Source organism: Mycolicibacterium celeriflavum, assembly GCF_010731795.1.
Lineage (GTDB): Bacteria > Actinomycetota > Actinomycetes > Mycobacteriales > Mycobacteriaceae > Mycobacterium > Mycobacterium celeriflavum.
On the sequence record NZ_AP022591.1, the window covers coordinates 351,683 to 363,985 of the forward strand.

Consider the following 12,303-nt stretch of genomic DNA (forward strand, 5'->3'; position numbering starts at 1 on the left):
CCTGTAGCGCAGGGATTTCACGGGAGTGTCAGTACTTCCCGAACGCGAGCGCGACGTTGTGCCCACCGAATCCGAACGAGTTGTTGATCGCGTATTGGTAATTGCCCGACCGCGGCTCCCCGGCGACCACGTCCAGATCGATCTCCGGATCGAGGTTGCGCAGGTTGAGCGTCGGCGGAATGATGCCGTCGCGCAACGCCATCACGGTCAGGATGGACTCCACCGCGCCGACCGCGCCGACCGAGTGGCCGAGCGCCGCCTTGGGCGCGTACACCGCCGGCTTGTGGCCGCCCATCGCGTTGTTGATCGCCTTGCCTTCGGCCACGTCGCCCACGCTGGTGCCGGTGGCATGCGCGTTGACGTGGTCGATGTCGGTCGGCTGCAACCCGGCGAGCTCGATCGCACGCGTCATCGCGTGACCGGCCTGCTCGCCGTTCGGATCGGGCGCCACGATGTGGTAGCCGTCCGAGGTGATGCTCGCCCCCATGATCCGGGCGAGGATGTTCGCGCCGCGGGCCTTGGCGTGCTCTTCGGTCTCGATGACCATCAGTGCGCCCGCTTCGCCGAACACGAACCCGTTACGGTCCTTGTCGAACGGCCGGCAAGCGCCGGCCGGGTCATCGTTGGTGGTGGACAACACGATTCGCATCTGGGCGAAGCCGGCGATCGGCACCGCCTCGATCTTGGTCTCCACGCCACCGCAGATCGCGACGTCGGCCTCGCCGAGCACGATGTTGCGCCAAGCGTGCGCAATGCCCTCCGAGCCCGACGCGCAGGCCGACACCGGAGTGACCACCCCGGCGCGCGCCTTGCGCTCCAGTCCCACCGCCGCGGCTGCGGCGTTGGGCATGTACATCTGCACGGCCAGCGGCGAAACCGCTTTCAGACCCTTGGCGCGCATGCCGTCGTAGCTGAACACCAACTCCTCGGTGGAGCCCATGCCGGTGCCGATCGACACCATCAGCCGCTTCGGGTCCACCTCGGGTGTGCCGGCGTTCTCCCACACCCGGCGACTCAGCACCGTCGACATCTTCTGCAGATACGACAATCGGCGCAGTTCCACCCGCGTCATCTCGTGGTCGAAGTCCTCGAGGAGATGTCCGCCGATGCGAACCGGCAGGTCATACTCTTCGACGAACGGATCCTCGAGCTTGCGGATGCCGCTCTGACCGTCCAGCAGCTTCTTCCAGGTGTCGTCCGCGCTGGTTGCCAGGGCGGTCGTCATGGCGATGCCCGTGACGACCACGTTGGGGAAACCGTTTCCTGTCGATAAACGCGTCAACCCTGCCTCCGACATTCCTTCCGCTCAGTAGCGCCCAAAGGCCAGGGCGACATTGTGTCCACCGAAGCCGAACGAGTTGTTGATGGCGTACTGGTAGTCGCCGTAACGAGGCTCGCCTGCAACCACATCGAGATCGATCTCAGGATCGGGGGTCTCGTAGTTCAGCGTCGGGGGGATGACGCCATCACGCAGCGAGAGCACGGTCAGTGCCGACTCCAGCGCGCCGACCGCTCCGATGGAGTGGCCGAGCGCCGATTTCGGCGCGTAGACCGGTGCGTGCTCGACGCCGGCCGACCGAATCGCATTGGCCTCGGCGGCGTCGCCGATCGAGGTCGCGGTGGCGTGGGCGTTGATGTGGTCGATGTCCTTGGGCTCCAGGCCCGCGGTCTCCATCGCACGCTTCATGGCCTGGCCCGCACGCAGGCCATCGGACGCCGGCGCGACCATGTGGAAGGCATCGGACGTGATGCCCGCGCCCATCAGACGGGCCAACGGCTTGGCGCCGCGGGCCTTGGCGTGCTCCTCGGTCTCGATGATCATCAGCGCACCGGCCTCACCGAAGACGAACCCGTCGCGGTTCTTGTCGAACGGCCGGGACGCGCCCGCGGGATCCTCGTTGTTGGTCGACATCGCGCGCATCATCGAGAACGCCGCGATCGGCAGCGCCTCGATTCCGCCCTCGACACCGCCGACGACCGCGATATCCGCGTCGCCCATCACGATCTGGCGCCAGCCGTGGGCGATGGCCTCCGAACCCGATGAGCACGCCGAGACCGGGGTGATGACCCCGGCCCTGGCGCCCAACTGCAAACCGATCACCGCGGCCGCACCGTTCGGCATGATCATCTGCACGGCGAGCGGCGACACCTTGCGGGGGCCGCCCTCGTTCATCGCGTCGTAGGTCTCGACGATCTTCTCGCCGCCACCCAGACCGGTGCCGACGACCACGGCGAAGCGATCCGGATCGACCTCAGGCGTACCTGCGGTCTCCCAGAGCTGGCCACTGAGGTACTTGGCCATGCGCTGGACATACGACATCCGCCGCATGTCCAGTCGCGTCATATGGTCGTCGATCGCGTCGACGAGGTGCCCACCGATGCGGACCGGCAGGTCCCACTTGGTGACGAACTCGTCCTCGAGGACGCGGATGCCGCTTTCGCCGGCCAGCAGCCCCTTCCACGTGCTCTCGATGTCCGCCGCGATCGACGTGGTCGCCGTGACGGCGGTCACGACGACGTTTGGGAAACCGCCGTTAGCAGTGGAAGGTCTACTCATGCCCGATCGGCTTCGATCTGCGCGCGGATGGCCGCGGCGGCTTCGGGGTTCTCTTCCTCGAGCTTCTGGATGTAGGTGACGACGTCACCGACGGTGCGCAGACCGGCAAGGTCCTCGTCGGGGATCTTCACGCCGTACTTGTCCTCGGTCTGAACGGCGATCTCGACCATCGACAGCGAGTCGATGTCCAGGTCGTCGACAAACGACTTCTCCGGGGTGACCTCGGAAGGCTCGATACCCGTGACCTCTTCGATGATCTCGGCGAGACCGGCGATGATTTCATCCTGACTGGCGGCCACAATGGCTCCTTCTAATTGGGTTGTTACTTGGTGGGAATGACGTTCGATATGTGGTTGTACTGGCTAGAACTCGGAGAGCCCGTCCAGATCAGCGGGGGACTTGACGGCGTGCGTCGGCACCCCCCGAAGTTCTCTTTTCGCGATGCCCGCGAGTGTCCCGGCGGGCGGGAACTCGACGATGGCGGTCACACCGAGCTCGCGCATCGTGTCGGTGCACAGATCCCAGCGCACCGGCCGGGTCATCTGCGCCACCAGCTTGCTCATGGCGTCGGTTGCCGACGCTACCGGCTGACCGTCGGCGTTCGACAACAGCTTCGCGGTGGGCGCAGAGGTTGTTACACCTTCGGCGGCGGCGGCGTACCCGTCCAGGGCCGAAGCCATGTAGTGGGTGTGGAACGCGCCCGCGGTGGCCAACTTTCGCACCCGCGCCTTCTCCGGCGGATCCTCGACGAGCTTGTCCAGCGCAGCCACCGCGCCGGCGGCGACGATCTGCCCAGCGGCGTTGCGGTTGGCGGGCACCAGGTCGAGCGCCTCGAGACGGGCCAGCACGTCGGCTTCTTCACCGCCGAGCACCGCGGCCATGCCGGTCGGCTCGACCGCGCACGCCTTGGCCATCTCGGCACCACGGGTGGCGGCCAGCTTGACCGCGTCGTCGGCCGATAGCACGTCGGCGATCGCGTAGGCGGCGATCTCACCGACTGAGTGGCCTGCCACGACGACTTCCTGCTCTCCGCGGCCCGCGATGATGCCGCGCCGGGTGAGCTCCTCGTGGGCCAGCAGGGTGGCCGCCACGACGAGCGGCTGGGTCACCGCGGTGTCGGTGATCTCCTCGGCGGTCGCGGTGGTGCCCAACCGGGTCAGGTCCAGCCCGCTTATCTCGGACCAGGCTGCGAGCCGCTCGGCGGCACCGGGCAGCTCCAGCCACGCGGCAAGCATGCCGGGTGTCTGGGAACCCTGTCCGGGCGCGAGAAGTGCAAGCACACTTTTATGAGGCACGAATTAAGAAAACACTGTGAAGACGGGTTTGCGCGGTGTAAGAGATTATGAACCTCGTCTTATGTTTTTGTGGAGACCCCACAAAACTGCCTGTGATGCGACGCTACCGATACCCGCCCGCGATCTCGCCGCTCGGCTGTGGCATGTCCAGCGCTTCCGTGGGCGCGGCAGGACGCAGTGCAGTGATCATGTTTGCTGTGCTCGTTTGGTATGGCTGGCGGCCGAGTCGACCCACCGTTGCGGCCACCCGCAGCACGTAGGCGTCGCGCGGAACCGTGGGATCGCGCCCGGTGAAGTCGGCGATTCGCCGGAGTCGATAGCGGACGGTATTTGGATGAACGAACAATTTGCGTGCGCATGCTTCGATGGCGCCGCCGGAGTCCAGATAGGCGTCCAGCGTCTCGGTCAGCGCGGGCCCGGCGTCGGCCAGCGGGCGCATCACCTCGGTCTCCAGCGCCGCGATCGCCGTGACGTCGCCCAGCAGCGCACGTTCCGGGAGAAGTTCGCGCGCAGGCACCGGTCGGGGCGCCCCGCTCCAACCCGCCACGGCGTTCATGCCCGCAATGGCCTCGGTCGCGCTGCGGTGGGCGTTCGCCAGCGTGGTGGCGGTGGGCCCGACCACCACCGGCCCGTCCGCGAACACCGTCAGGATCTCGGTGAGGAACCGGTCGGTCGGGGAGAGCACCCCCGACACGATGGCGACCAGCCAGTTGCCGTGCACGTCCGACAGCGCCGCGCGGCCGTTGCGCTTCACGACGTCGTGTACGTCGTCGCTGGCCAGATCGACCCGGTCGGGTTGCGGCAGGCCCACTATCACCGTGGCGGGCGCCGTGGCATCCCAGTTCAGCGCCGCGGCCTGTGACTGCAACTCCGGGCCGGTGTCACCGCGCACCACGGCATCGACGACGTTGGCCTCCATCCTGGTGTCCCACGCGCCGCGTGCCTCAGCTTGATCGGCATAGGCGCTGGCCGCGGCGAACGCGAGATCGCGGCTGTACCTCAAGATGCCCGCCGTCAGCGCGGTCAACTGTTCCTCCGAGCGGGCCAGTAGGGGCACCACCTCTTCGAAGAACTCCATGGTGATGCGGACCATCTCGACCGACTGCCGCAGGGCGATGCGCCGCCGCAGGTCTTGAGGCACCACTTCGAAGGCCTGCGCCGTGTAGCTGACATTGCTCTGCGGGTCGCGCATCCACTCGACGAAGTTGACCACCGCGGTCTGCACGACCAATTGCACGCTGGACCGCTGCGAAGCCTCCAGTTCGGTGAAGAACGGCAACCGCTCCTCCATCGCCCGCACCGCCTCGGTGGCCAGCCGGCCCGAGTACTGCTGCAAACGGCGCAGCACCGAGTCGGGAACGGTCTCGAGGACCTCGACCGTCGACTTCGGAGGCACGAACCTGTTGTCAGGCATCCATAAAGGTTACGCCACTCAAATGGAGGAACCCTCCAATGCGACGGCCTAAGCCACTCCGGGATCTAAAGTCGTGGCCTAAGCCACTCCGGGATCCGACGTCTGCTCGGGCGCGGCCATCACGTCGTCGATCTCGTACTGCTGAGCCGCCTTCACCGCGACGGACTGATCGATGTTGCCGTCGCGGGCCAGCCCCTCCAACACCGCCACGACGATCGACTCGGCGTCGGTGTTGTAGTAGCGCCGCGCGGCGGGCCGGGTGTCGGAGAAGCCGAACCCGTCGGTGCCCAGCGTGATGTAGGTGCCCGGCACCCAGCCCCGGATCTGCTCGGGCACCCCGCGCATCCAGTCCGACACCGCGATCACCGGGCCCTGCGCCTCGGCCAGTGTCTTGGTGATGTAGGGCGTGCCCGCCGGCCGGTCCGGATGACGCAGCCGCTTCTTCTCGATCTCCACGCCGTCACGGTTGAGTTCGCCCCAACTGGTCACCGACCACACGTCCGCGGCTACGTCCCACTCGTCGGCGAGCATCTCGGCCGCCTTCAGCGCCGACGGCATGGCGACCCCCGACACCAGGATCTGTGCGGCGTTGGACCGCTTCTCGGGTGCCGGCCGGTAGCGGTAGATGCCGCGCAACAGGCCCTCGACGTCGAGGTCCTCGGGTTCCGGCGGCTGAACGTAGGGCTCGTTGTAGATGGTCATGTAGAAGTAGACGTTCTCCGGGTTCTCGCCGTACATGCGGTGCAGGCCGCTTTCGATGATGTAGGCGATCTCGTAGGCGAACGCCGGGTCGTAGGCGACGACGGCTGGGTTGCTCGCCGCCAGCAGCAGCGAGTGCCCGTCGGCGTGCTGCAGACCCTCGCCGACCAGTGTGGTGCGTCCCGCGGTGGCGCCGAGGAGAAATCCGCGCGTCATCTGGTCGGAGGCCGCCCACAGATTGTCGCCGGTGCGCTGGAATCCGAACATCGAATAGAAGATGTAGACCGGAATCATCGGTTCGTTGTGCGTCGCGTACGCCGTGCCGGCCGCGATGAAGCTGCCCGAGGAGCCGGCCTCGTTGATGCCCTCGTGCAGGATCTGGCCGATTTCGCTTTCCTTGTAGGCCAGCATCAGCTCGGCGTCGACCGAGGTGTAGAGCTGGCCGTTGCGGTTGTAGATCTTGAGGTTGGGGAACCAGGAGTCCATGCCGAACGTGCGCGCCTCGTCCGGGATGATCGGGACGATACGCCAGCCGATCTCCTTGTCGCGCAACAGTTCCTTGAACGTGCGCACCGTGGCCATGGTGGTGGCCACCTCCTGCTTGCCCGAACCCTTCTTCAGCGCCTTGTAGGTGTCGCGGCCGGGCAGGGTGAGCGCCTTGGACTTCGTGCGACGCTCGGGCAGGAACCCGCCGAGCGCGCGCCTGCGGTCGAGCATGTAGCGAATCTCGGCTGCCTCCGGACCGGGGTGGTAGTACGGCGGAAGGTAGGGGTTCTCCTCGAGCTGCTCGTCGCTGATCGGGATGCGTTGCGCATCGCGGAAGTACTTGAGGTCTTCCAGGGCAAGCTTTTTCATCTGATGGGTGGCGTTGCGGCCCTGGAAGTGCGCGCCCAGCGAATAGCCCTTGATGGTCTTGGCTAGGATCACCGTCGGCTGGCCCTTGTGCTCGGTGGCGGCACGGTAGGCGGCGTAGACCTTGCGGTAGTCGTGTCCGCCTCGCTTGAGGTTCCAGATCTCGGAGTCCGACATCTTCTCGACCAGAGCCTTGGTGCGCGGGTCGCGGCCGAAGAAGTGGTCGCGCACGTAGGCGCCGTCGTTGGCCCGGTAGGTCTGGTAATCGCCGTCGGGGGTGGTGTTCATCAGGTTGACCAGTGCGCCGTCGCGGTCGGCGTGCAACAGCGCGTCCCACTCGCGGCCCCACACCACCTTGATGACGTTCCAGCCCGCGCCGCGGAAGAACGACTCGAGTTCCTGGATGATCTTCCCGTTGCCGCGCACCGGCCCGTCGAGGCGCTGCAGGTTGCAGTTGACGACGAACGTGAGGTTGTCCAGGGCCTCCAGCGCCGCGACGTGCGCCAGGCCGCGGCTCTCGGGCTCGTCCATCTCACCGTCGCCCAGGAATGCCCAGACGTGCTGGTCGGAGGTGTCCTTGATGCCGCGGTCGTGCAGATAGTGGTTGAACCGGGCCTGATAGATGGCGTTGATCGGGCCCAGCCCCATCGAGACGGTGGGGAACTCCCAGAAGTCGGGCATCAACCGCGGGTGCGGGTACGACGGCAGCCCGCCGCCGGGGTGACTGTGCTCCTGACGGAAGCCGTCGAGTTGCTCGGCGGACAGCCGGCCTTCCAGGTACGCGCGCGCGTAGATGCCCGGGGACGCATGGCCCTGGATGAACACCTGGTCGCCGCCGCCCGGGTGCGATTTGCCGCGGAAGAAGTGGTTGAAGCCGACCTCATACAGGGCGGCCGACGACGCGTACGTCGAAATGTGGCCGCCCACACCGACTCCCGGCCGCTGAGCGCGGTGCACCATGATCGCGGCGTTCCACCGGATCCAGGTCCGGTAGCGACGCTCGACGTCCTCGTCGCCGGGGAACCACGGTTCCAGCTCGGTGGGGATCGTGTTCACGTAGTCCGTCGACGTCAGCGCCGGAATGGCCACGCGCTGTTCGCCGGAGCGCTCCAGCAAGCGCAACATCAAGTAGCGCGCCCGCGCGGGGCCGGACCGTTCGAGCAGCTGGTCGAACGATTGCAGCCATTCGCTGGTCTCTTCGGGATCGATATCGGGGAGATACGACGCGACGCCCTCCCGGATCACCCGCACCCGGTCGTGTTCAGCTGCGGTGGAGGAGTTTTGGGCCAGATCCTGGCGCGCGAACTCGGTGGTCAACTTCCGCTCCTTGGTAGGCGGTTTCAGGTGCTCACGCCTCGACGCAGATGTTTTCTGCGCTTGCGCGTGGACGACGGATTCCATCCTTCTCCCATCCTGCCCCACATGCACAGGTGGGGTGGCGAGTGGAACTAACCGACGATCCCCGGACCGAACCGGTAACGTCTGCAGCCGTGGTGATCGGTGCGCTGATGCAAAAACCGCTGCAGATCGGCGCACTGATGGTCGGCATCTCGGCCGTCGCCGCCATGGTCGTCGTCGGATGCAGCAGCGTCACCGAGGGCACCGCGCAGGTGGACGCGGGCGAGGCGCCGGTGTACCGGGCGTCGATGTCGGCCTCGTTGGAGGAGTCGGCCGCCAGTTCCAGCGCCCGGGAGTCGGAACGCCAGTCCTCGATCACCAAGGAGGCGATTCACTCCTCGTGCGAGACGCTCAGTTCCAGCAGCGTCGACGCGATCACCGCGGTCAACGCGTATGTCGACGCGTTCAACCAGAACGCCGCCGACGCGCCGGCCAAGGCGGGCCCGGCGATCGACGCCCTGAACCACAGCGCCGACATGGTCGCGCGCAGCATCTCCGACCCGCTCAGTCCCGAGCTCAAGGATGCGCTCAACGGGTGGGTCGACGCCGCCAGGGGCGTGGCCACCGCGATCGCCGGCAACTACGGGCCCGATGAGTTCAACGCGGCGATCAGCCGGCTCAACGACACCAAGACCGCCGCGCTCAACCTCTGTGACGCCGCATATTGACCGATATTGACCAACCTTGCCGCCAGGCACGTGCGGGCAGACCCCGCCGTGCGACGATAGGGCCCAAGACAACGCCGAGCGCACCATGCGCTCGAGCCGGCTGAAGGAGGACCGACGGTGGTCGCGGCGGACGACGCCCCGAACTACGCCCGCAGACTGGGCATCCAAAAAGATCAGGTTGTACAGGAACTGGGCTGGGACGAAGACGTCGACGACGACATCCGAGCCGACATCGAGGAGGCGTGCGGCGGCGAGCTGCTCGACGAGGATGCCGACGAGGTCATCGACGTGGTCCTGCTCTGGTGGCGCGACGACGACGGGGACCTGGTGGACGCGCTGATGGACGCCATCACCCCGCTGGCCGATGACGGTGTGATCTGGGTGGTGACCCCGAAGACGGGCAAGCCCGGCCACGTCCAACCGGCCGATATCGCGGAGTCGGCTCCCACGGCGGGGCTGATGCAGACCTCCTCGGCGAACCTCGGCGACTGGATCGCCAGCCGGCTGGTGCAGCCGAAGAGCAAGGCGGCGGGGAGACGCTCGTGATCGACGTCGGAACCGAAGCGCCCGACTTCACGCTGAAGGACCAGAACGGTCAACCCGTCACGCTCAGCGACTTCCGGGGCGCAAAGAACGTGCTCCTGGTGTTCTTCCCGCTGGCGTTCACCGGCATCTGTCAGGGCGAGCTCGACGAGATCCGCGACCGGCTGCCCGACTACGAGAACGACGACACGGCGACGCTGGCCATCTCGGTGGGGCCGCCGCCCACGCACAAGGTGTGGGCGACGCAGAGTGGCTTCACGTTCCCGGTGTTGTCCGACTTCTGGCCGCACGGGGCCGTCGCATCGGCCTACGGGGTGTTCAACGAGGACGCGGGCATCGCCAACCGCGGCACGTTCGTCGTCGACCGCACCGGCATCGTCCGGTTCGCCGAGATGAAACAGCCCGGCGAGGCCCGGGATCAGGCGCTGTGGACGGACGCGCTGGCGGCGTTGCGCTCCGGCTGAGCTGATTTCCTGTCGCAGGTCATCGCCGTGTAGCTTGCCCTGCAAGGGCGCGTAGCTCAGTGGTAGAGCTCTGGTTTTACACACCAGCGGTCGGCGGTTCGATACCGTCCGCGCCCACCGATGTTCGCCCAGTTCAAACGGGGTTATCCATCCCGACCGGCGACCCCCGCTGTGCCAAGAATGTGCCAACCGAATCCGGGCGGGCTCGCGGCAACACACCAAGTTCTCCCCACGGACCGCGAACGGCGCGTTAGCGGGAAGAAAAGTCCTCGCGCGCGGGGGCCTGCTGTCGCCTGCCAGGGTGATGGGACCACCTGATTGCCAGGGGGATGGAACCACCGTGGCGCGTTATTGAGGACGCTCGTCGGGGTGGTCTGGGTCAAGCCGTCCGCCGCGGGTGCGTTGGGGGTAGGACGGTCCTTCGATGACCAGGGTGTGGGCGGTGGCGGTCAGCCGGTCGATCGCTGATTGGGCCAGCAGCGTGTCGGCGGTCATGGTCAGCCATTCTGCGGGTTCCCTATTTGAGGTCACGATGGTGGTTTTGGCGCGGTGGCGTTCGACGATGATTTCGTAGAAGTCGCTGGTCTCGGTGGCATCGAGGGGTCTGAGCGCAAGTCGTCGATGATGAGGACGTCGGTGGCGGCCAGTCGACGGATTTCGGCGTCGACGGTGTTGTCCAGGCGGGCGGCGCGAAGCCTGGTGAACAGCTTGTTGGCACGGCCGAACAGGACTGTGTGTCTGCGACGAATGGCCATGTGCCCCAATGCTGTTGCTAGGTGTGTCTTGCCGACGCCGACGGGCCCGAGGACGATCGCGGATTGACCGGCGTCGAAGAATCGCAGGGAGGTCAGGTCGCCGAGCAGGGTGCGGTCATAGCGCAGCTCCGTTTGCGCGGTCCAGGTGTCGAAGCGCATGCTCGGGTCGAGTCCGGCTTTGGTCGCTCGTAGTGCGGCTGAACGGGATTCGCGTCGGGAGACCTCGTCGGCGAGTAGCGTTTCGAGGAATCCGATGTGGCTGAGTTTGTGTTGGCGGGCCAGGGCGGCGCGTTCGGGCAGGGTGTCGGCCAGTGCGCCGAGTTTGAGGGCTTTGAGCAGTCGGGTCAGGTCAGCGCCGACCGGGTCGGCGGGTGCGCAGTGGGTGCTCATGTCAGCAGGTCTCCTCGGAATCGGTAATGGGCACTACGGTCAATGATGTTGGGGTGGTGCTGAATTCGGATGGATCACGAGAGAAGCGGGTGGCGGTTTGGCCGACTGCCTGTGGTAGTGCCGGGGTGGTGTTCTCGGTGGCGCGTTCCAGCATGGAGACGATCTTGTTGACCGAGACGACGTCGAGGTCCAGCGATAGTGAACAGGCTTGTTCGACGCGGTCGGCGCCGTAGCGGCGCACCAGCCCTTGGAGCCGGTAGACGGTGCGCATCCGGGTCCAGGGCAGCGGGTCATCGAGGATGCGTTCGGCGTAGATCCCGATATTGGGCCCGTGTGCAGCACAGGTGGCGATCAACGCCGCCAGGTCCCGCAACGCGTAACCGGCCTTGTGTTCGGGCAGATCCTCACGGTCGGTGCTGCGGCCACCAGGTGGTTGGCGGGGATGGACTTTCACCAGCGTGCCGCGACGATAGAACTTGACCAGCTCACTGTCGGCGCGGACGTCCAGCGTGGTGCCGATCCACTGCTCGGGCAGCGAAAACAGGGCTTTGGCGACCTCGGCGTGCCGATCCGGGGCCACCTTCGGCTGCGTCCAGACCGGAATGTCGAACACCGCCTCAGGCACCGGCTTCAGCGCCGGGAGTTCGTCGGCGACGAACACCCCGGTCGGGACGTCACCGGGTGGTGCCATGGATCCGCATCCCCGCGGCATCGCGATACCATCGCTCAGCACGACGGCGACAGTCATCGAGATCCCGGAAGTCTTCTCCGGCAAAGAAATCGACCGCACATAAGACACCATGCGTTCCACCCGCGGCTTATCTTTCGGTTATCCGGCTAATCTGGGTTCGGATTTCGGCGTTTGAGTGTTCCCGCGGCTCAGCGTTGGGGCTTGCGGAGGCGGCGTAATTCTTCTTCGTGGCGGCGGACGGTTGCGGCGACGGCCTCCAGTGCGGTACGGAGGTGCGCGGTTTCAGTGGTGAGGCCCGTGAGGGTGTGTGCTTCACTGCCGCGGGTGCGGTGTTCCTCGATGATGGTGCGCAATTCGGGGTTGCGGTAGAGGGTGGCTCGCCCTAGTCCGGTGCGCTCGGCGACCTCGTCGAAGGTGACGGGTCGCCCGCTGAGAATGATTGCGGCACAGCGTCTTTCGACGTGTTGGCGGCGTTTTTCGCCCGTCATCCGGTTTGAGCCTGACTGATGTGGGCATCGAGGCGTTCGATGAGTCGGCGGTGACGTTCGGCTTCCCTGTCCAGCCGCGGGCTTCGGCG

The 12,303-nt window shown here is 66.4% G+C and carries 11 protein-coding genes, 1 tRNA gene and 1 pseudogene; 4 read left to right on the plus strand and 9 right to left on the minus strand.

Annotated elements, in window-relative coordinates:
• Positions 1-28: 28 nt before the first annotated feature.
• The 6 genes from kasB to aceE all read right to left on the minus strand — a co-directional run bounded on the left by kasB (position 29) and on the right by aceE (position 8,134).
• On the minus strand, positions 29-1,297 hold the full coding sequence (gene kasB, locus G6N18_RS01560; protein ID WP_067225674.1) for a 3-oxoacyl-ACP synthase KasB: 1,269 nt from the start codon (positions 1,295-1,297) through the stop codon (positions 29-31).
• 9 nt (positions 1,298-1,306) lie between these two features.
• Positions 1,307-2,557, minus strand: a complete 1,251-nt coding sequence (gene kasA, locus G6N18_RS01565) for a 3-oxoacyl-ACP synthase KasA (RefSeq protein WP_067225672.1) — start codon at positions 2,555-2,557, stop codon at positions 1,307-1,309.
• Complete coding sequence (gene acpM, locus G6N18_RS01570; protein ID WP_059098849.1) at positions 2,554-2,856, minus strand: meromycolate extension acyl carrier protein AcpM; 303 nt, start codon at positions 2,854-2,856, stop codon at positions 2,554-2,556. Before acpM ends, kasA begins: the two co-directional genes overlap by 4 nt.
• Before the next feature lie 63 nt (positions 2,857-2,919).
• Entirely contained in the window at positions 2,920-3,837 is a 918-nt protein-coding gene (locus tag G6N18_RS01575) for an ACP S-malonyltransferase (protein WP_109749407.1), read from the minus strand.
• A gap of 118 nt (positions 3,838-3,955) precedes the next feature.
• On the minus strand, positions 3,956-5,266 hold the full coding sequence (locus tag G6N18_RS01580; protein ID WP_083001158.1) for a PucR family transcriptional regulator: 1,311 nt from the start codon (positions 5,264-5,266) through the stop codon (positions 3,956-3,958).
• A 78-nt stretch (positions 5,267-5,344) separates the two neighbouring features.
• The gene (aceE, locus tag G6N18_RS01585; RefSeq protein WP_083001157.1) at positions 5,345-8,134 is read right to left on the minus strand and encodes a pyruvate dehydrogenase (acetyl-transferring), homodimeric type; all 2,790 of its coding nucleotides are present in this window, start codon (positions 8,132-8,134) and stop codon (positions 5,345-5,347) included.
• Between the two features lie 191 nt (positions 8,135-8,325).
• Here aceE and G6N18_RS01590 point away from each other — a divergent pair, with 191 nt between their 5' ends.
• The 4 genes from G6N18_RS01590 (at position 8,326) to G6N18_RS01605 (ending at position 10,007) form a co-directional block, all read left to right on the plus strand.
• Positions 8,326-8,883: an Rv2240c family protein gene (locus G6N18_RS01590; RefSeq protein ID WP_234806134.1), complete on the plus strand. Its 558-nt coding sequence runs from the start codon at positions 8,326-8,328 to the stop codon at positions 8,881-8,883.
• Positions 8,884-9,000: 117 nt separating this feature from the next.
• Positions 9,001-9,429 carry a DUF3052 domain-containing protein gene (locus G6N18_RS01595; RefSeq protein WP_067225663.1) on the plus strand — a complete coding sequence of 143 codons (429 nt, stop codon included), beginning with the start codon at positions 9,001-9,003 and terminating at the stop codon, positions 9,427-9,429.
• Positions 9,426-9,890 carry a peroxiredoxin gene (locus tag G6N18_RS01600; protein WP_083001155.1) on the plus strand — a complete coding sequence of 155 codons (465 nt, stop codon included), beginning with the start codon at positions 9,426-9,428 and terminating at the stop codon, positions 9,888-9,890. Before G6N18_RS01595 ends, G6N18_RS01600 begins: the two co-directional genes overlap by 4 nt.
• 45 nt (positions 9,891-9,935) lie before the next feature.
• A tRNA-Val gene (locus G6N18_RS01605) sits at positions 9,936-10,007 on the plus strand.
• Between the two features lie 231 nt (positions 10,008-10,238).
• Here the strand turns inward: G6N18_RS01605 and G6N18_RS01610 are convergent.
• The 3 genes and pseudogenes from G6N18_RS01610 to G6N18_RS01620 all read right to left on the minus strand — a co-directional run bounded on the left by G6N18_RS01610 (position 10,239) and on the right by G6N18_RS01620 (position 12,214).
• Positions 10,239-11,035, minus strand: a pseudogene (locus G6N18_RS01610) (ATP-binding protein).
• Between the two features lies 1 nt (position 11,036).
• Positions 11,037-11,825 carry a Mu transposase domain-containing protein gene (locus tag G6N18_RS01615; RefSeq protein WP_407663541.1) on the minus strand — a complete coding sequence of 263 codons (789 nt, stop codon included), beginning with the start codon at positions 11,823-11,825 and terminating at the stop codon, positions 11,037-11,039.
• Between the two features lie 89 nt (positions 11,826-11,914).
• Complete coding sequence (locus G6N18_RS01620; protein WP_083001153.1) at positions 11,915-12,214, minus strand: DUF6262 family protein; 300 nt, start codon at positions 12,212-12,214, stop codon at positions 11,915-11,917.
• Between the last annotated feature and the right edge of the window lie 89 nt (positions 12,215-12,303).